Source organism: Nocardioides dokdonensis FR1436 (assembly GCF_001653335.1).
GTDB classification, from domain to species: Bacteria; Actinomycetota; Actinomycetes; order Propionibacteriales; family Nocardioidaceae; genus Nocardioides; species Nocardioides dokdonensis.
The window spans coordinates 1227203-1245538 of sequence record NZ_CP015079.1 but is presented as its reverse complement, the minus strand read 5'-3'; the positions used below and the strand labels follow the sequence as shown (position 1 = coordinate 1245538).

Annotated in this window: 16 protein-coding genes; 14 read left to right on the top strand and 2 right to left on the bottom strand. The window is 70.9% G+C overall.

Going from position 1 to position 18336, the window contains the following annotated elements; all coding sequences use genetic code 11:
* Positions 1 to 133: 133 nt before the first annotated feature.
* Positions 134 to 277, bottom strand: a complete 144-nt coding sequence (locus I601_RS21105; protein WP_157519923.1) for a hypothetical protein — start codon at positions 275 to 277, stop codon at positions 134 to 136.
* A 152-nt stretch (positions 278 to 429) separates the two neighbouring features.
* On the opposite strand from I601_RS21105, the gene I601_RS05940 reads away from it, so the two are divergent.
* The 14 genes from I601_RS05940 to I601_RS05875 all read left to right on the top strand — a co-directional run bounded on the left by I601_RS05940 (position 430) and on the right by I601_RS05875 (position 16725).
* On the top strand, positions 430 to 723 hold the full coding sequence (locus I601_RS05940) for a hypothetical protein (protein WP_218917756.1): 294 nt from the start codon (positions 430 to 432) through the stop codon (positions 721 to 723).
* A 15-nt stretch (positions 724 to 738) separates the two neighbouring features.
* Positions 739 to 2583: a glutamine--fructose-6-phosphate transaminase (isomerizing) gene (gene glmS / locus I601_RS05935; protein ID WP_068107372.1), complete on the top strand. Its 1845-nt coding sequence runs from the start codon at positions 739 to 741 to the stop codon at positions 2581 to 2583.
* Positions 2584 to 2684: 101 nt separating this feature from the next.
* Positions 2685 to 4457, top strand: a complete 1773-nt coding sequence (locus I601_RS05930) for a DEAD/DEAH box helicase (RefSeq protein ID WP_068107370.1) — start codon at positions 2685 to 2687, stop codon at positions 4455 to 4457.
* A 157-nt stretch (positions 4458 to 4614) separates the two neighbouring features.
* Entirely contained in the window at positions 4615 to 5979 is a 1365-nt protein-coding gene (locus tag I601_RS05925) for an FAD-binding oxidoreductase (RefSeq protein WP_068107368.1), read from the top strand.
* 11 nt (positions 5980 to 5990) lie between these two features.
* A complete protein-coding gene (locus tag I601_RS05920) occupies positions 5991 to 7172 on the top strand; it encodes an alpha-hydroxy acid oxidase (RefSeq protein WP_169834667.1) in 1182 nt (393 codons plus the stop codon).
* 84 nt (positions 7173 to 7256) lie between these two features.
* Positions 7257 to 8477, top strand: a complete 1221-nt coding sequence (locus I601_RS05915) for an ABC transporter substrate-binding protein (protein WP_068107366.1) — start codon at positions 7257 to 7259, stop codon at positions 8475 to 8477.
* Positions 8474 to 9259, top strand: a complete 786-nt coding sequence (locus tag I601_RS05910) for an ABC transporter ATP-binding protein (RefSeq protein ID WP_179948557.1) — start codon at positions 8474 to 8476, stop codon at positions 9257 to 9259. The genes I601_RS05915 and I601_RS05910 overlap by 4 nt, the downstream gene beginning before the upstream one ends.
* Positions 9256 to 10149, top strand: coding sequence for a branched-chain amino acid ABC transporter permease (locus I601_RS05905; protein WP_068107363.1), 894 nt, complete (start codon positions 9256 to 9258; stop codon positions 10147 to 10149). Before I601_RS05910 ends, I601_RS05905 begins: the two co-directional genes overlap by 4 nt.
* Positions 10146 to 10895, top strand: coding sequence for an ABC transporter ATP-binding protein (locus I601_RS05900; RefSeq protein WP_084527226.1), 750 nt, complete (start codon positions 10146 to 10148; stop codon positions 10893 to 10895). Before I601_RS05905 ends, I601_RS05900 begins: the two co-directional genes overlap by 4 nt.
* Before the next feature lie 5 nt (positions 10896 to 10900).
* Complete coding sequence (locus tag I601_RS05895) at positions 10901 to 11983, top strand: branched-chain amino acid ABC transporter permease (protein WP_068114447.1); 1083 nt, start codon at positions 10901 to 10903, stop codon at positions 11981 to 11983.
* Entirely contained in the window at positions 11980 to 13134 is a 1155-nt protein-coding gene (locus I601_RS05890; RefSeq protein ID WP_068107360.1) for a thiamine pyrophosphate-dependent dehydrogenase E1 component subunit alpha, read from the top strand. Before I601_RS05895 ends, I601_RS05890 begins: the two co-directional genes overlap by 4 nt.
* Positions 13131 to 14114 (top strand): alpha-ketoacid dehydrogenase subunit beta, encoded by a 984-nt coding sequence (locus I601_RS05885; protein ID WP_068107359.1) that lies wholly within the window; start codon positions 13131 to 13133, stop codon positions 14112 to 14114. The genes I601_RS05890 and I601_RS05885 overlap by 4 nt, the downstream gene beginning before the upstream one ends.
* Positions 14114 to 15340, top strand: coding sequence for a dihydrolipoamide acetyltransferase family protein (locus tag I601_RS05880; protein ID WP_068107357.1), 1227 nt, complete (start codon positions 14114 to 14116; stop codon positions 15338 to 15340). The genes I601_RS05885 and I601_RS05880 overlap by 1 nt, the downstream gene beginning before the upstream one ends.
* Positions 15337 to 16725, top strand: coding sequence for a dihydrolipoyl dehydrogenase family protein (locus I601_RS05875; RefSeq protein WP_068107355.1), 1389 nt, complete (start codon positions 15337 to 15339; stop codon positions 16723 to 16725). The genes I601_RS05880 and I601_RS05875 overlap by 4 nt, the downstream gene beginning before the upstream one ends.
* Positions 16726 to 16730: 5 nt before the next feature.
* On the opposite strand, the gene I601_RS05870 is transcribed toward I601_RS05875, so the two are convergent.
* Positions 16731 to 18314, bottom strand: a complete 1584-nt coding sequence (locus I601_RS05870) for an AMP-binding protein (RefSeq protein WP_068107353.1) — start codon at positions 18312 to 18314, stop codon at positions 16731 to 16733.
* Between the last annotated feature and the right edge of the window lie 22 nt (positions 18315 to 18336).

Sequence of the window (18336 nt, the reverse complement as noted above, 5' to 3'; positions counted from 1 at the left end):
GGTGCCCGGATCTATTCCGCAGGGCATGGATCTCTCGTGCAGGAGCGGGGGGACGCGCAGGAGCCGCGCCCCCGGCTCGGGGACGCGGCTCCTGGGTGCTGGGTGCTGGGTGCTGGGTAGAGCGCGGGGCGCGTCAGGCGGCGTGGGCGGCCGGCGAGGCGGCCGCGAGCGCGGTCTGCGGGATCGTCCAGTGCGACTCCAGGTGCGTGCCACCGTCGGCGTCGGCCACGAGGGCCCAGGTCAGCGTGGGACGACCGGTCATCTGTGCGTCCGACATCGGACACCTCCTGTTCATCTTCTGTTCACCAAGGTACCAGAAGAACGCAGGTGCGTCGCACGGAAGGTGCTGGAGTCGAGCGAGTGACGCCTTTCTGCCCGATTCCGGGCAGGGACTTGCGCATGTCCGGCGCTTCCCGTCAGATTGCGCAGGTGACAGCAGCGGGCCGCCGGGCGAACGAGCCCGATCTCCTGGCGCCGCTGGTGCAGCACCTGGTGGCGACCACCGGCCTCGACGAGGCCGAGGCGCGCCGGGTCATCGGCGACGTGACGGCCTTCCAGCGCGAGAGCGTGGAGGACTACGTACGCCGCCGCCACGGGCAGCTGCAGGCCCGCGGCCTGCGCAACCCCGAGATCTTCACCCGCGTGGGCGCCGAGCTGGCGCAGCGCGTGGTGGCCCCACCCACCCTCTCCGAGCGCCAGCTGCGCCGGATCGTCTACGGATAGGCAAGGACCCCACCCATGTGCGGAATCGTCGGCTACATCGGCACCCAGCAGGCCGCCCCGCTGCTCCTCGAGGGCCTCGGGCGCCTCGAGCACCGCGGCTACGACTCGGCCGGCATGGCCGTCCTCGGCACCGGGGGCGCGCTGCGGATGGCCAAGCGCTCGGGCCGGGTGCGTGACCTCGCCGAGGAGGTGCCCGCCCGCTTCGGCGGCAAGGTCGGCATCGGCCACACCCGCTGGGCCACCCACGGCCCGGCCACCGACGCCAACGCCCACCCGCACGCCGACGCCGCCGGTCGAGTGGCCGTGGTCCACAACGGCATCCTCGACAACGCCTCCGCGCTGCGCGCGATGCTCACCGACGACGGCATCGAGCTGGCCTCCGACACCGACACCGAGGTGCTCGCCCACCTCGTCGCCCGCTCTGGCGCCGACACGCTGGAGGGTCGCGTCGCGGACGCCCTCGCCGCCGTCGAGGGCACCTACGGCCTCGCGGTCGTGCACGCCGACTTCCCCGACCGGATCGTGGTGGCCCGCAACGGCAGCCCGCTCATCATCGGCGTGGGCGACAAGGAGATGCACGTGGCCAGCGACCTGGCCGCGCTGGTGCGCTACACCACGACCGTCGCCTACCTCGACGACGGCGAGATGGCCACCGTGACCGCCCAGGGCTTCACCACCTACCGCCACGACACCGCCCAGCTGCACCGCACCCACCGCGACGCCGCCCCCGTCGACGTCGACCCGTCGGCGTACGAGATCGGCGAGCACGAGTCCTTCATGCTCGCCGAGATGCTCGAGCAGCCGCGGGCCGCCGAGCGGGTGCTGCGCGGCCGGCTCAACGAGCGCTTCGGCACCTCCCACCTCGGAGGGCTCAACATGGACGCCCGCGAGATCCGCGCGATCCGCCGGGTCAAGATCCTGGGCTGCGGCTCGGCGTACTACGTCGGGCAGATGGGTGCCTCGCTCATCGAGGAGCTGGCGCGCATCCCCGCCGACGCCGAGGCGGCCAGCGAGTTCCGCTACCGCGACCCGGTCATCGAGCCCGACACCCTGTACGTGGCGGTGAGCCAGTCCGGCGAGACCATCGACACGCTGCTGGCCGTCCAGGAGATCCGTCGCAAGGGCGGTCGGGTGGTCGGGCTGGTCAACGTGGTCGGCAGCGCCATCGCCCGCGAGTGCGACGGCGGCATCTACCTGCACGCCGGCCCGGAGGTCGCGGTGGCCAGCACCAAGGCGCTGACCACCATGTTCCTCGGCTTCTCGCTGCTGGCCCTGCAGCTGGGACGGGTGCGCGACCTGTCCATCTCCGACGGGCGACGCCTCATCGAGGGTCTGCTCAAGCTGCCCGAGCAGATCCAGGCCGTGCTGGACACCGAGGCGGAGCTGACCGTGGTGGCCAAGCGTCTGGCCGAGGCCGACAGCCTGTTCTTCATCGGCCGGGTGCGCGGCTTCCCGGTCGCCCGCGAGGGGGCGCAGAAGTTCAAGGAGATCACCTACCGCCATGCCGAGGCCTACCAGACCTCCGAGCTCAAGCACGGCCCGCTGGCGCTGATCAGCGAGGCGGTGCCGACGGTCGCGCTGGTGCCCGACGACGAGCTGGTCGACCGCAACGTCGCCGCGCTGCACGAGATCGCCGCGCGCAAGGGTCCGTTGGTCGTCGTGACCCACGAGGGAGTCGACCTCGGCGACCTCGCGCACTCCTCGACCACGCAGCGCATCGACGTGCCGCGCAACGAGAAGGAGCTCGACCCGATCCTGCTCACGATCCCGCTGCAGCTGCTGGCCTTCCACGCCGCGAACCACCTCGGCCTGGACGTCGACAAGCCGCGCAACCTGGCCAAGTCGGTGACCGTCGAGTGACCTCGAGCGGTGGGCTCGGAACAGCCTCCCCAGCAGGGGGTGACCGAGCCCACCGCGAGCACGAATGGAAGAGCGACCCCCCGAGCGACTACCGTTGCAAGGTGACTTCCCCCGAGAGTGAGACCCCGACCGTCGAGGAGCAGGTGCCGACGTTCGTCGAGCTCGGTCTGTCCGAGCAGGTGCTGAAGGCCCTGTCCGACGTGGGCTACGAGACCCCGTCGGCCATCCAGGCCGAGACCATCCCCACCCTCCTGCAGGGTCGCGACGTGGTCGGCCTGGCGCAGACCGGGACCGGCAAGACCGCCGCGTTCGCGCTGCCGATCCTCTCCAACCTGGACCTGTCGCAGAAGAGCCCGCAGGCGCTCGTGCTGGCCCCCACCCGTGAGCTCGCGCTCCAGGTGTGCGAGGCCTTCGAGAAGTACGCCGCGCGGATGAAGGGCGTGCACGTGCTGCCCGTCTACGGCGGCCAGGCCTACGGCGTGCAGCTCTCGGCGCTGCGCCGCGGCGTGCACATCGTCGTCGGCACCCCGGGTCGGATCATGGACCACCTCGACAAGGGCACCCTCGACTTGTCGAAGCTGCGCTTCCTGGTGCTCGACGAGGCCGACGAGATGCTCAACATGGGCTTCGCCGAGGACGTCGAGACGATCCTGGCCGAGACCCCCGACGACAAGCAGGTGGCGCTGTTCTCGGCCACCATGCCCACGCAGATCCGTCGGCTCTCCAAGCAGTACCTCCGCGATCCCGCCGAGATCACGGTCAAGCGCAGCGCGCGCACCGCCGCGAACATCACCCAGCGCTACCTGACCGTGTCCTACCCGCAGAAGGTCGACGCGCTCACCCGCATCCTCGAGGTCGAGAACTTCGAGGGCATGATCGTGTTCGTCCGGACCAAGAACGAGACCGAGACCCTGGCCGAGAAGCTGCGGGCTCGGGGCTACTCGGCCGCCGCGATCAACGGTGACATCGCCCAGGTCCAGCGCGAGCGCACGGTCAACCAGCTCAAGGCCGGCAAGCTCGACATCCTGGTCGCCACCGACGTGGCCGCCCGCGGTCTCGACGTCGAGCGCATCAGCCACGTCGTCAACTACGACATCCCCACCGACACCGAGTCCTACGTGCACCGCATCGGTCGCACCGGCCGGGCCGGGCGCACCGGTGACGCGATCTCGTTCATCACCCCGCGCGAGCGCTACCTGCTCAAGCACATCGAGAAGGCGACCCGCCAGCCGCTGACCCAGATGCAGCTGCCCAGCGCCGAGGACGTCAACAGCACCCGCCTGACCCGCTTCGACGACGCCATCACCGAGGCGCTGGAGCAGCGCGACCGCATCGAGCGCTTCCGCGACATCGTGGCCCACTACGTGCGCGAGCACGACGTGCCCGAGGTCGACGTGGCTGCCGCGCTGGCCGTCGTGGCGCAGGGCGAGACGCCGCTGCTGCTCGACGCCGACGCCGACCGGGCCCGCGCCGAGCGCGAGGCTCGTCGCGCCCCCGAGCGTCCCGAGCGTGGCGGTCGCGACGAGAGGTCCGGCAAGGCCCGCGCCGAGCGCGCCCCCCGCCGCGGCGGCGACGTCGACCTCGCGACGTACCGGATCTCGGTGGGCAAGCGGCACAAGGTCGAGCCCCGCCAGATCGTCGGCGCCCTGGCCAACGAGGGCGGCCTCTCGCGCGGCGACTTCGGCAAGATCTCGATCCGGCCCGACTTCTCGCTCGTCGAGCTCCCGGCCGGACTGGGCCCCCAGGTCTTCGCGGCGCTGGCCGACACCCGCATCTCCGGCAAGCTCATCGAGCTGCGGGCCGACAGCGGCAGCTCGAACGACACCTGGGGCGACAGCTCCGAGCGCAAGAAGCCCCGGCACAAGAAGCCCTGACGCCGGGGACCGGTCGGCGACCACGACGCTGCCGACAGTCGGTGGCCGGGTCCTGTTGACACGGTGCCGGAGGTTGGCGACCATCGAGTTCCACAACCGAACGGTCGGTTATCCCGCTGCTTGATCTGTGGGCGGGTGGGGCAATCGGGGGTCCGTCATGTCAGCGCCTGTCAACCATCCCGGACTGTCGTTCGAGATCAGTCGTCAACAGGCGGATCTGGACGCCCATGGGCGGGACGAGAACAGTTCCAGCATCGTCCACCCTGCCGGAGTGGTCTTCGCCGAGAGCAGGGACGACGTCCTTGCGGCCCTTCGGTACGCGCGAGAGACCGGCACGCCGGTGATCCCCTGGGGGGCAGGCACCAGTGCTGACGGGCAGGTGGTCCCCCGCGGCGACGAGCTGGCCCTCGACGTGTCGCAGATGGACCGGGTGCTGAGCCACAGCGTCGAGGACATGACGGTCACCGTGGAGCCGGGGGTGACCCGGATGCAACTCGACGCGCACCTGCGCTCCGCGGGTGTCTTCTTCCCCGTCGACCCGGGCGCCGACGCGACGTTGGGAGGCATGGCCTCCACCAACGCCTCGGGCACCACGACCATCAAGTACGGCGGGATGCGCGCGAACGTCCTCTCCCTGGAGCTGGCCCTGGTCGACGGGCGGGTACTCCGCCTGGGGCGTCCGGTCCGCAAGACGAGCAGCGGATATGCACTCAAGGACCTCGTCGTCGGTTCGGGCGGCACGCTCGGCGTGATCAGCGAGCTCACCCTGAGGGTGCACCCGCGGCCTGCCTGCGTGCAGGGCATCCGTGCCTTCTTCCCCGGCGTCGAAGCGGCGACCCGGGCCGCCTTCGACGTGATGCAGTCGGGGGTGCCGCTCGCTCGGCTCGAGCTGGTCGACGAGCTCGCGATCGGGGCCGTGAGCCGCTACCTGGACCTGCGGCTCCCGGAGCGGCCGGCGTTGTTCCTCGAGCTCCACTCCAGCACCCGTGCGGGTCTCGCGGCGGAGGTCGAGGTCGTGGTCGACCTGCTCGGTGAGGCAGGAGTCCTCGACATCGAGGTGGCCACGACTGCCGAGGAGCTCCAGCAGCTGTGGAAGTCCCGGCACCAGATCTGGTACGCGCTGATCGCGCAGTACCCCGGTCGGACCTACACCTCCACCGACTCCGCGGTGCCCTTGTCGCGGGTGCCCGAGCTGGTCGAGGGCGCCCGGTCGCTGCTGGCCGAGCACCGGCTCGACGCGGCGGTCTTCGGCCACGTGGGCGACGGCAATGTGCACACCTGCGTCGCCCACACCGAGGACCAGGCCGAGGACCTCGCGCTCTACCGCGACGCCCTCTCCCGGCTGGCCCTGGACCTGGACGGGACGTGCACGGGTGAGCACGGGATCGGCACCGCGAAGCGGCCCCACCTGATCGCTGAGCACGGTGAGGACGTGGTGGAGCTGATGCGGCTGGTCAGGAGGACGTTCGACCCGGATGGGCTGATGAACCCGGGCAAGATGTTCGAGGACCGTCGCAGTTGAGCCTGCGGCACGTGGTCAGGAGCATCCTGCAGATCCGGTCGTGGGTCTCGTGGGGCTGGTCGACGCCCCTCGAGCGCGCGCACTCGATCGAGGACGTCAGGCTCCTGGCTCGCAGCAAGGTGCCTCGCGTCGTCTTCGAGTTCGTCGACGGCGGCGCAGAGGACGGTGTGGTCGTGCGTCGGAACGAGGAGTCGCTCCGGGCCGCGGAGCTGGTCCCGCGGGTCCTGGTGGACGTGAGTGCCGTCGACCTCTCCGCCGACCTGCTCGGCACCCCGACGGTGGTGCCGTTCGGGATCGCTCCCACCGGCCTCCCGGCACTCTCCCACCCGCACGCCGAGGACGCGCTCGCGGACGGGTGCGCTCGGCGACAGGTGCCGTTCGTGCTTTCCTCGATGGGCACCCGGAGCAACGACGAGGTGGCCGCCCGGGGCACAGGGCGGGCGCACTGGTTCCAGCTCTACGTCTGGCGCGACCGGGTCGCTGCCCGCGGGCTGATGGAGGAGGCGCGAGAGGCAGGGGCGGAGGGGCTGGTGGTGACCGTCGACGTCCCGGTCCCGGGCTTCCGCCCCGCCGATGTGCGCAACGGACTCACCGTGCCCCCGACCATCAACCCCCGCTCGGCGTTCGGCATCCTCCGGCACCCCGGGTGGCTGTGGAGCTTCCTCGGCTCCGGTGGTGTCGACCGGTGCAGCTTCGGGTCGACGGGTGCCGCGTTGTCGGACCTGGGCCACCAGATGTTCGACTCCGCGGTCACCTTCGAGGACCTGGCCTGGATCCGTCGGATCTGGGACGGGCCCCTGGCAGTCAAGGGCGTCCTGGACCCGCGGGACGCGCGCGCCGCGCTCGACCTGGGCGTCGACGTCATCTGGGTCTCCAACCACGGTGGCCGCCAGTCCGGGCGGGCGCCGGCTGCCCTGGAGGCGCTGCGCCGGATCCGGGGCGAGGTCGGGGCGGACCCCGTCGTCTGGTTCGACTCCGGCATCCGCAGCGGCCAGGACGTCGCCGTGGCGCTGCAGGCGGGCGCCGACTTCGTTTTTGCCGGCCGTCCGTTCATCTACGGACTCATGGCCGGCGGGGCTGCTGGCGTGGAGCGCGTCTTCGAGATCCTCACCGATGAGCTGGTTCGCGCTTTGGCGCTGGTGGGCGCGCCATCCGTGGCCCACATTCGGGAGCGCGGGCCGCGCACAGATTGAGTCGGTCCACCTCTTGTAGGCAAACGGACGGTCTGTTACGTTCGGCGACAATGTAACCCGCGCCACACGAGGGAAGAGACATCCATGACCACGTTCCGCAAGACAGGCGTCCTCATCGCCGCAGGTGCCGCTGCCTCCCTCGTGACCGCGTGCGGCGGCGCTGCGATCGAGACCGGCAGCAACGGCGAGGTGCCTGGTGTCACCGACGACACCATCACCATCGGCATCCTGCCGGACCTCACCGGCCCGGTGGCCGCGATCGGTGAGCCGCTGGCCCGAGGTGCGCAGGCCTACGTGGACCACCTCAACGAGAACGGCGGCATCGATGGCCGTCAGGTCGAGCTGGTCGTCAAGGACACCCAGTTCAACCCCCAGCGCGCCGTTCAGGAGTACCGCAAGATCGAGGACGACGTGCTCGGCATCGTCACCACCGTCGGCGAGGGCATCACCGCGGCTGTGGTCCCTGAGATGGACAAGGACAACGTGTTCTCCTGGCCCGGCACCTACAGCCAGAGCTACCTGGAGTCCGAGCACCCCCCGATCAGCACGCCGTACATCTACGAGGCCCTCGGCGGCATCGACTACATGGTGAGTGACCTCGACGCCGCCGGCAAGACGCTCTCCAACTTCAACCTCGAGTCGGGCATCAACGAGGACTACAGCCGCGCGGTCGAGATCGGTGCCGAGGTCTACGGCGTGGAGGCGGGTTCCAGCATCGCGAAGCCGAGCACCGAGACCGACTACACCGGCGCCGTCCAGACGCTCTCCGGTGGTGACCCGGACTTCATGCTCGTCGGGACCGCGCCCGCCCAGGCCGCCTCGTTCATCGGCACCGGCTACAGCCAGGGCCTCCGGGTCCCGACCATGATCAGCTCGGTCGGCTACAGCCCCACGGTGCTGGCGACCAAGACCGGATCCGTGCTCAAGGAGGTCGCCTACGTGACCTCGCCCTGGGCGGCCTGGAACAGCGATGAGCAGGGGCAGCAGGAGCTCGTGGAGGCCTTCGGTCCCGACGAGGAGCCCGACGTGCAGATCCAGGTCGGCTGGGTGATGGCCAAGGGGCTCACCGACCTGATCGCCATGGCTGCCGAGGAGGGCGACCTGACCCGCGAGGGCATCAAGGACGCACTCTCGACCGCGACCCTCGACTTCGGCGGCATCGCGCCCTCGGTCGACTTCACCCGCGAGGACGGCGTCTACGGCACCACCAAGGAGACCCGCATCTACAAGGTGACCGACAACGGCCTCGAGCTCGTCAAGGACCTCTTCGTGGCTGAGGCCGCCGACGAGGTCGACGCCCCGTGAGCGAGACCCCGAACGCCCGGCGGCTGCACATCACCGGGCTGGGGTTGCAGTTCGCGGGCCTGAGGGCCCTGGACGACGTCGGCTTCACCGTGGAACCTGGCGAGCTCCGCGCTCTGATCGGTCCCAACGGTGCCGGGAAGAGCTCGCTGCTCAACTGCCTCAGCGGGGTCTACCGTCCCAGCGCCGGCACCATCTCCTACGGCGACACGGTGCTCAACGGGATGCAGCCCCACAGGATCGCAGGACTCGGCATCGCCCGGGTCTTCCAGAACGTCGAGCTCTTCGACAAGCTCTCCGTGCGTCAGAACGTCCTCCTCGGGCGGCACCTGGCCATGCGGACCGGTGTGCTCGCCGGCATGGCCTGGTACGGCCGCGCGGCCCGGGAGGAGCGTGAGCAGCGCGAGAAGGTGCTGCACTACCTGGAGTACTGCGGTCTCGCCGACATCGCCGAGACCACCGTGGAGAACCTCTCCTACGGGGTGAAGAAGCGGGTGGAGTACGCCCGGGCGCTGGCCATGGAGCCGACCCTGATGCTGCTGGACGAACCCGTCGCGGGCATGAACGAATCGGAGTCGGTGGAGATGGCCGACCTGGTGCGCAGCATGCACCAGGACCTCGGCATCTCGATCGTGGTCGTCGAGCACGACATGCGGTTCGTGATGTCGCTGGCCGAGCGCGTGGCTGTCCTCGACTTCGGACGTCTCATCGCCGACGACGTCCCACAGACCGTCATCAACGACCCGGCCGTGCGCCGGGCCTACCTGGGAGAGCACGCAGCATGAAGCTAGCGCAGCTGTTGTTGGCCGGGATGGTGCTCGGCTCCATCTACGGTCTCATCGCGATGGGTTTCGCCATCATCTACAAGGCCACCAAGATCGTCCACTTCGCCCACGGGGCGATGCTCCCGCTGGGTGCCTACCTCGTGTACACGTTCGCGGTGCGCTGGGAGCAGCCCTGGGGGGTGGCGCTCGTCGGGGCCGCAGCGATCTGCGCCGCCCTGAACGTGCTGATGCAGCGGATCTTCGCCCGTCGCATGCTGGGCCGCCCGCTCTTCGCGGCCATCATGATCACCTTCGGCTTCGAGATCCTGCTGCGCGCTGGGATGAACCTGATCTGGAAGGGCAAGGAGCGTCCGATCGGCGACCCCTGGGGTGCCGACACGGTGACGCTGGCCGGTGGCGTGACGACACCCGTCGCCTCACTGTGGATCCTCGGGGCGGCGGCCGTCTGCATGGCCGCGGTCTTCGCCTTCTTCAGGTGGAGCAGCCTGGGCGTGCAGATGCTGGGCACCGCCAGCGACCAGGAGGCCGCCCTGATGAGCGGCGTCCCGATCCAACGCACCTTCGCGGTCGCCTGGGCCATCGCCGGAGTGCTCGCCGTGGTCGCCGGAGTCGCGGCCTCCCTCTTCCCGAGGACCCTCGGACCGGAGCTGGTGATGCTCGGCATGCGGGCCTTCCCGGCCGCCATCCTGGGCGGGCTGGACTCGGTGGTCGGAGCCGTGGTCGGCGGCATGGCCATCGGCATCGTGGAGGTGATGGTCGCCGGCTACCTGTCCGAGAGCGCGATCTTCGGTGCCAACTTCAGCGCGGTGAGCGGGTACATCATCATGATCATCGTCCTGATGGTGCGGCCCTACGGCCTGTTCGGCCGCAAGGAGGTAGCGCGGGTATGAAGACCCCCGCACCGGAAGGCACCGCTGCGCTCGACGTGCGCGGGGCCTGTGCGCGCTACCAGAACGCCGACGTCCTGCACGGCATCGACCTGACGGTGGAACCCGGGAGGGTGACGGCCCTGCTCGGCGCCAACGGCGCCGGCAAGACCACCTTCCTGCGCTGCGTCCTGGGCCTGATGCCCGTGCACCGGGGGGAGATGACCTCCGGCTCGGTCACCGTGCTCGGTCGCGAGGTCACCCGGGCGTCCGCCCAGCGCCGGATCAAGGCGGGGTTGGCCATCGTGCCCGAGGGGCGTCGGCTCTTCGCCGACCTGAGCATCGAGCAGAACCTGCGGATCGGGGCGTCCACACGACGTGACAAGGAGATCGGCCAGGACATCGAGCAGCTGCTCGAGAGGTTCCCGGCGCTCCAGCGACCCAAGATCCAGGCCGGCTACCTCTCCGGGGGTGAGCAGCAGATGCTCGCGATCGGGCGCGCCCTGATGGCCCGCCCGAAGGTGCTCCTCCTCGACGAGCCGTCCCTGGGTCTGGCCCCGCTGGTCGTGGACTCGGTCTTCGAGACCATCGCATCCCTGGCGCAGGACGGGATCGGGGTGCTCCTGGTGGAGCAGAACGCCGAGCGGGCCCTGCAGGCCTCGTCGCACGCAGTGGTCCTCCAGGCCGGCAAGGTGGTGCGCTCCGGCGCCAGTGCGGAGCTCGCCGACGACCCCGTCATCCAGGAGAGCTACCTGGGGGTGGCGTCGTGAGCAGCATGCTCGACGTCCCCGAGGCCCGGACCCGGGCAGGGGCCGGTCAGCACCTACGACCGGCACGCCTCCTGGGACCGGCCCTCCTGGTCGTCCTCCTCCTCGCCTTCCCCTTCATCGCATCCTCGTTCTGGCTCACGGTCGCGGTCTTCTGTGCGATCGCCGCGAGCGGTGCGCTCTCGCTCAACCTCTTGGTCGGCTACGCCGGCCAGGTCTCGGTGGGCCACGCGTTCTTCCTCGGCGTCGGTGCCTACGTCGGTGCCTACGGCGGTCAGCACGGCTGGTCGTTCCCGGTCATCGTGCTCGCAGCAGTGGGCCTCCCTGCGCTGGTCGGACTGCTGGTCGGCCCGGTGGCGCTGCGTCTGCGTGAGCTCTACCTGGCCATCACGACCCTGGGTCTGGTCTACGTCGGGCAGTGGATCGTGGTCGCCTTCGACGGGGTCACCGGCGGCGTGAGCGGCACGCCGACCACCGACCTCGACGTCTTCGGCTTCGACCTGGGGACTTCCGCCTACGCGCTCGGCCTGCCGATGACTCGCGACGTGCGCTACTACTTCGCAGCGCTCGCGCTCGCCGCCCTGATCGGGTTCGCCATCTACAACCTGTCCCGCAGCCGCCCGGGGCGCGCCATGATGGCGGTCCGCGACCGGCAGGTCGCGGCCTCGGTCGCCGGCGTGGACGTCACCCGCTACAAGCTCGCTGCCTTCACCGTCTCGTCCGGCATGGCAGGGGCCACCGGTCTGCTCTACGGCAGCTACCTGGGTTACCTGGTGCCCGAGTCCTTCTCCCTCGAGCTCTCCATCACCTACCTGGCGATGATCATCATCGGCGGCTTCGGCAGCGTCCTCGGCTCCGTCCTCGGTGCCGTCCTGATCACGGCGCTGCCGCAGGTTCTCAGCTACCTGGCCGAGTACTCCACCTTCCTGGCCACCGACAACCGCGCCGACCACGTGGCGGTGCTGCTCTACGGGACCGCACTGGTGCTGTTCCTGCTCTTCGAGCCCGAGGGGCTGGCCGGCATCTGGCGGCGCGCCGCACGACGAGTGACCCGACGTGGGTCCGAGCAACCGGAGGGATCCACCCGATGAGCACCCCGACCACTGGGCATAAGTTCGCGGGCGCCCCCCGCACGCTGGTGGAGCCCCCCCTGGCCCACGCCGAGGAGAACGGCATCATCCAGCGCCTCACCAAGGACGGGGAGGTGATCGGTGAGGAGCCGACCATCGACCCCGCGGTGGCGCGACGCATCTACGAGACGATGGTGACCACCCGCCTGCTCGACGAGCGGGGCTGGGAGCTGCAGCGCTCGGGACGCGTGGAGTTCTGGATCCCGATGCGGGGGCAGGAGGCCTCGCACGTCGCCTCCAGCGCTGCCTTCGACCCGGAGGACTGGATCTTCATCGCCTCCCGCGAGGCCGGGGTCATGCTGTGGCGCGGCGCGCCCCTGGAGCAGCTCTTCGCGCAGATCTTCGGACGCGCGGCCGAGCCGCTCCGCGGCCGTCGGCTGCCGCTCCTCTTCGGCGACCGCAGCCGCAACGTCGTGCCCTGCACGACGCAGGTCGGGGCCTACATCCCGCACGCCGCCGGGGCGGCCTGGGCGTCGAAGCTCAAGGGCGACGACCGGGCCTTCATCGTCTACTTCGGGGACGGCGCGACCTCTCGCGGGGAGTTCCACAGCGCGCTCAACTTCGCGGGCGTCCACCGGCCGCCGATCCTCTTCTTCTGCCAGAACAACGGCTGGGCCGTCTCCACGCCCAACTCGGTGCAGACCGCGACCCACACCTTCGCAGAGAAGGCCGCGGGCTACGGCCTCCCGGGCGTCCGGGTCGACGGCAACGACTTCCTCGCGCTGTGGGAGACGACCTCACGGCTGCGGAAGCGCTCGCTGAGCGACGGCCCGACGCTGGTGGAATCGGTCACCTACCGCCAGGGCTTCCACACGTCGTCGGACAACCCCGAGCTCTACCGCACCGACGAGGAGGCGGCTGCCTGGGCCGAGTGGGACCCGCTCCACCGGGCGCGCCGGTTCCTGGAGCGCCGCGGAGCGTGGGACGCCGACCAGGAGACCGCGCTGGTGGCGGGCCAGCGCGCCAGGATCAGCGAGGCCATCCACGCGGCGGAGCTCTTGCCGAAGCCGGACCCCGAGGACCAGTTCCACGACGTGCTGGCCACTCCCGACCGGGCGCTGCTCGAGCAGCTCGCCCAGCTGACCGACGACTTGAAGGGGGCTACGCCTTGAGCGAGCTCACCGTCCTGGAAGCCATCACGGCGGCCATGGCCGACTCCCTGGAGGCCGACAGCTCCGTGGTGGTGCTGGGAGAGGACGTCGGCGTCAGCGGCGGGATCTTCCGGGCCACCCAGGGGCTGCAGCAGCAGTTCGGCCCCCAGCGGGTGATCGACACACCGCTGGACGAGAAGGGGATAGTCGCCCACGCCGTGGGCATGGCGCTCTACGGCCTCAGGCCGATCGTCGAGGTGCAGTTCTCCGGCTTCATCCACGATGCCTTCGAGCAGATCATGTTCTGCGCCTCGAAGTACCGCTGGATGACCGGCGGCGAGTACAGCTGTCCGATGGTGCTGCGAGCTCCGTCGTACGGCGGGATCAAGGGCGGCTTCTGGCACTCCCAGAGCCCCGAGGCGTACTTCACCCACGGCGGCGGCATCAAGGTCCTCACCCCGACCACCCCCGACGACTGCTACCGCAGCCTCCTCGCCGCCGTCGCCGACCCCGACCCGGTGCTGGTCATCGAGCCGGTTCCTCTCTACCGGTCGCTGCGCGGCGAGGTGGAGCGGGACGGCAAGGCGCTCGAGCCGGGAACCTCGCGCACCGTCCGGGCAGGCCGCGACGTCACCGTGCTGACCTGGGGGCCGCAGGTCCTGCGCTCGGTGGAGGCGGCCGAGGCGCTGGCCGCCGACGGCATCGACGTCGAGGTCCTCGACCTGCGCAGCCTGGTGCCGCTCGACGTGGACGCGATCGTGGCGTCGGTCCAGCGGACCGGTCGCGTCCTCATCGTGCACGAGGCCGCGCGCACCGGCGGGTTCGGCGCCGAGCTGGCGACCTTGGTGCAGGAGAAGGCGTTCGGCTACCTGCACGCACCCATCGAGAGGGTCACCGGGCACGACGTCCCCTACAACTTCTCCACCGGGGACGAGTACTACCGCCCCGACGTCCTGCGGATCACCGCCGGGATCAAGCGACTGACGGAGTTCGAGTTCTGATGCGTGACTTCCTGCTGCCCGACGTCGGAGAAGGTCTCGCGGAGGCCGAGCTCCTGGCCTGGCTGGTCGAGGTCGGTGACCAGGTCACCGAGGGTCAGCCGATCGCCGAGGTGAGCACCGACAAGGTCAACGTCGAGCTGCCCTCACCCTGTGACGGCGTGATCGGTGAGCTCCCCTGGCGCGTCACCGACGTGATCCCGGTCGGCGCCACGCTCGCCCGGATCGAGACGGCCGGGCAGCAGCAGACCGAGCCGGCAGACCCGGCCAAGCCGGCCCAGCAGACCGAGCCGGCCCACGAGCCCCCTGCGAAGCCGGCCGGGGTGCCGGCCGAGCCCGGGACCCGGGACCGCCGGGTCGTGGCAGCGCCGTCCACACGGCGGGTGGCCCGCGAGCAGGGGATCGACCTCACCCGAGTCCGGGGGAGCGGCCCCGGTGGCCGGATCCTGCGCGCCGACCTCGAGCAGCCCGGAGCCACGACCTCCCCGGACCGGGCCCCGGCACCGGCTCCGACGCCGGCGGTCCCGGGCCAGTCGTGGACCGAGCTGCCGCTCAGCGGCGTCCGGCTGACCTCCGCCAAGCGGCTGGAGCACTCGGCCCGCACCTACGCCACGGCCACGACGACGTTCACGGTGCACGGCGACGGGCTGCTCCGGCTCCGCTCGGCCCTGCGCAGCGAGGTCGAGGGTGAGCAGGTCGGCATGCTCGCGCTGATGCTCAAGGCGGTGTCGGCCGCCCTGGTCCGCAACCCGCGCTTCAACGCCCGGGTGGACGAGGAGAGCCGGACCCTGCTGGTGGGCAGCCACGTCGACCTGGCGGTCGCCATCGCGACCGAGCACGGACTCACCGTGCCCGCCGTGCGGGCGGTCCAGGAGAAGTCCGCCCGCCGGGTCCATGCCGAGGTGCGCGAGCTCTCCGAGCGGGCGCACGCCCAGAGGCTGACCGCCCAGGAGATGGACGGCGCCACCTTCACCGTCTCGAGCACGGGATCACTGGAGCGGTCCCGGATGGTCTCGACGACCCCGATCATCAACCCGCCCCAGGTCGCCACGCTCTGGCTCTCCCGGATCGCCGACGCGCCCCGGGTGGGCCAGGGCGGGCTCGAGGCAGGTCCGGTGCTGACCGGGTCGATCAGCTTCGACCACCGGTTCATCGACGGGGCGGAGGCCGTCGCGATGATCAACGACCTGACCCTCTTCCTCGAGGAGCCGGAGAGGGCACTGGCATGAGCGCCGCTCCCGAACGCGTCCGGACCGAGGTGCTGGTGCTCGGCGGTGGACCCGGCGGGTACGTCGCCGCGCTCCGCGCGGCCACCCTCGGCGCCGAGGTGACCCTGGTCGAGCGTGACCATCTCGGCGGGGTCTGCCTCAACGAGGGCTGCATCCCCAGCAAGATCCTGCTGCACGCCGCCGAGACCGTGGAGAGCGTCGTCCACGCGCCGTGGGCGCGCAGCAACTCGCCGATCACCCTCGACCACGCTGGTCTCCAGCTGTTCAAGACCGACACGGTGGGCCGGCTGCGCGGCGGGATCGCGGGCCTGCTGCGGGCCCGGCGGGTCCGCGTGATCACCGGTCTCGGACGCTTCACCGGCGAGCACACCCTGGCCGTCGAGGGTGCGGACGGCGGCACCGAGGTGGAGTTCGACTACGCGGTGGTCGCGACCGGTTCAGCCCCGGTCGAGCTCGCCTCCCTTCCGTTCGACCACGACCGGGTGGTGCACGCGCGCCACGTCCTGGACTGGCGGCACACCCCGGACCGCGTCGTCGTGGTCGGGGGCGGGGCGATCGGCGTCGAGCTCGCCACCTTCCTGGGCGCGTCCGGTGCCGAGGTGCTGTTGGTGGAAGCGCAGGACCGGCTGCTCGCCGGGTTCGACGCCACCGTGGTGCGACCGGTCCTCGATGCTCTCCGGGAACGTGGGGTGTCGATCCGCACCTCGACCGTCGTCGAGGACGACGACGGCACCACCGTAGGTCTGCGCAGTGCGGCCGGCGAGGTGGAGCGGATCGAGACCGACCACGTCGTGGTCGCCGTCGGGCGTAGGCCGCTCCTGCCCGACCTCGGCCCGCTCGACCTGCGCCGGGGGCCGGGTGGCCACCTGCTGGTCGACGACCGGCTGCGCACCTCGGCCCCGCACGTGTTCGCGATCGGTGACCTGACCCAGGGCCCCGCCCTGGCGCACCGGGCGATGGCGCAGGGCAAGGTCGCCGGCCACAACGCCCACGGCGCGGACGAGGTCTTCGACCCGGTCTGCGTGCCGAGCGTCGTCTACTCGGCCCCCGAGCTGGCGCGCGCGGGTCTGACCCCGGACGAGGCGCAGGCGCTGGGCCACGACGTGGCCACCACCCGCTTCTCGTTGCGTGGCAATGGTCGGGCCTTGGGCCTGGGCGTCGACGGTGACGGACTGCTCCTGCACGACGCGGTCACCGGCCTGGTGCTCGGCTTCGAGCTGTCCGGCCCGGCAGCGGGGGAGGTCGTGCCCAGCCTGGTCGTCGCGCTCGAGATGGGCGCCGTGGTCCAGGACCTGGCCGACATGGTCTTCCCGCACCCGTCGGTCTCGGAGGTGGTCGGGGAGATGGCCGACCTGGCGCTCGGGCTCGGCCTGCACGGCCGCTGAGCCGGTCAGGCCTGCGACAGCCTGCGCCAGGTCCGCTCGTAGCTCCCCTCGGGCGTGGCGTGGGTGCGGCGGAGGTCGGCCTTGCGGATCTTGAGGCTCTCGGTCCTGGGGAGCTCGGGCAGCACCTGCAGGTAGCGCGGCACCTTGAAGGCGGCCAGGTGGGTGGCGCAGTGCCGGAGGATCTCGTCCAACAGCTCGGGCGACTCGGCGTGGTCGTCCTGGAGCACGACCAGCGCCTTGACCTCGTGGCCCACCACGTCATCCTCCACACCGATCACCGCAGCCGACTGCACGGCGGGGTGGGCCGACAGCACGGCCTCGACCTCCACCGACCCGATGTTCTCCCCGGCCCGGCGGACGATGTCCTTGGAACGGTCGACGTAGTAGAACCAGCCGTCGGTGTCGCGCACCGCCAGGTCGCCGGTCCGGAACCAGGGGCCGTCGAAGGACGAGGCGGTCGTCTCCGGGTCGTCCAGGTACCCCTGGAAGAGCCCCTCGCCGCGCACCTGGAGGTGCCCCGGGTGCCCGTCGGCGAGCGGCTGCCCCTGCTCGTCGACGATCCGCGCCTCCTTGCCGGGCACCACCGTGCCGAGCGAGCGACGGCCGACGTGACGGTCGTCGACAAGGCGGGTGGCCAGGTCGATGCACGTCTCGGTCATGCCGAAGACCTCGAGCATCTTGACGCCGAACCGGTCCTCGAAGCCGGCGTGCAGATCGGCCGGCATCCCGGCACCCATCGCGACGCGCAGCTCGTGCTCGCGGTCCAGCGGGCTGGGAGGCAGCTTGGCCAGCGCGGCGGAGATGATGCCCAGGTAGCTGAACGCGGTGACGCCCTGCTCGCGGACGCGGGGCCAGAAGCCGCGGGCCGAGAAGCGGTCCTCAAGCACCAACCGAGCACCGACGTGCAACGAGGTGGCCACGGACGAGGCCTGGGCGTTCATGTGGAACAGCGGCAGCACGCACATCATCACGTCGGCCTCGCTCAGCTCGAGCTGGCTGGCCACCGAGCGGGCGCCGAAGTCGAAGAAGGCGTGGCCGAGCAGGCAGCCCTTCGGGGGGCCCGAGGTGCCGGAGGTGTAGAGGATCGAGGCGGTCTCCGCGGCCGTCGGCGCGTGGACCTCGTCCTCGGCCAACGGGGTCAGGTCGGTGAAGGATGCGAAGCCGACCTCGTGGGCTCCGAGGTCGTCGCTGTCGCCATCGACCACGACGACGAGGTCCAGGCCGGGCAGGTCCGCGCGGGCCCGGCGGACGACGTCGACCGTGTCGGTGTCCGCGACGAGCAGCCGGACCCTCGCGTGCTCGAGCACGTAGCGCGCCTCGTTCGTCTGGAAGCCGGTGTTGACCGGGACCGTGGTGGCGCCGACCGCCTGCGCCGCGAACCAGGTCTGGACGAACTCCACCCCGTTGCGGCAGAAGATGCCCACCCGGTCGCCGGGCTGCACACCTGCCTCGCGCAGGGCGGTGGCCGTGCGGCGCACGCCCACCCACGCCTGCTCCCAGCTGACCTCCTCCCGCGGGGTGGTGAGCCAGGTCGCGGCGCCGTGTGCGCGAGCAGCGTGGCCGAGCTGGTGGGCGAGTGAGATGACCATGGGGGAGCTCCAGCAGCGGTGT

Bases quoted from the DNA above. Each gene is read 5' to 3' on its own strand.
- I601_RS05925 (WP_068107368.1), top strand. From the start codon at position 4,615: ATGTCAGCGCCTGTCAACCATCCCGGACTGTCGTTCGAGATCAGTCGT.
- I601_RS05870 (WP_068107353.1), bottom strand. From the start codon at position 18,314: ATGGTCATCTCACTCGCCCACCAGCTCGGCCACGCTGCTCGCGCACAC.
- I601_RS05905 (WP_068107363.1), top strand. From the start codon at position 9,256: ATGAAGCTAGCGCAGCTGTTGTTGGCCGGGATGGTGCTCGGCTCCATC.
- I601_RS05895 (WP_068114447.1), top strand. From the start codon at position 10,901: ATGCTCGACGTCCCCGAGGCCCGGACCCGGGCAGGGGCCGGTCAGCAC.
- I601_RS05900 (WP_084527226.1), top strand. From the start codon at position 10,146: ATGAAGACCCCCGCACCGGAAGGCACCGCTGCGCTCGACGTGCGCGGG.
- I601_RS05915 (WP_068107366.1), top strand. From the start codon at position 7,257: ATGACCACGTTCCGCAAGACAGGCGTCCTCATCGCCGCAGGTGCCGCT.
- I601_RS21105 (WP_157519923.1), bottom strand. From the start codon at position 277: ATGTCGGACGCACAGATGACCGGTCGTCCCACGCTGACCTGGGCCCTC.
- I601_RS05880 (WP_068107357.1), top strand. From the start codon at position 14,114: ATGCGTGACTTCCTGCTGCCCGACGTCGGAGAAGGTCTCGCGGAGGCC.
- I601_RS05890 (WP_068107360.1), top strand. From the start codon at position 11,980: ATGAGCACCCCGACCACTGGGCATAAGTTCGCGGGCGCCCCCCGCACG.
- I601_RS05875 (WP_068107355.1), top strand. From the start codon at position 15,337: ATGAGCGCCGCTCCCGAACGCGTCCGGACCGAGGTGCTGGTGCTCGGC.
- glmS (WP_068107372.1), top strand. From the start codon at position 739: ATGTGCGGAATCGTCGGCTACATCGGCACCCAGCAGGCCGCCCCGCTG.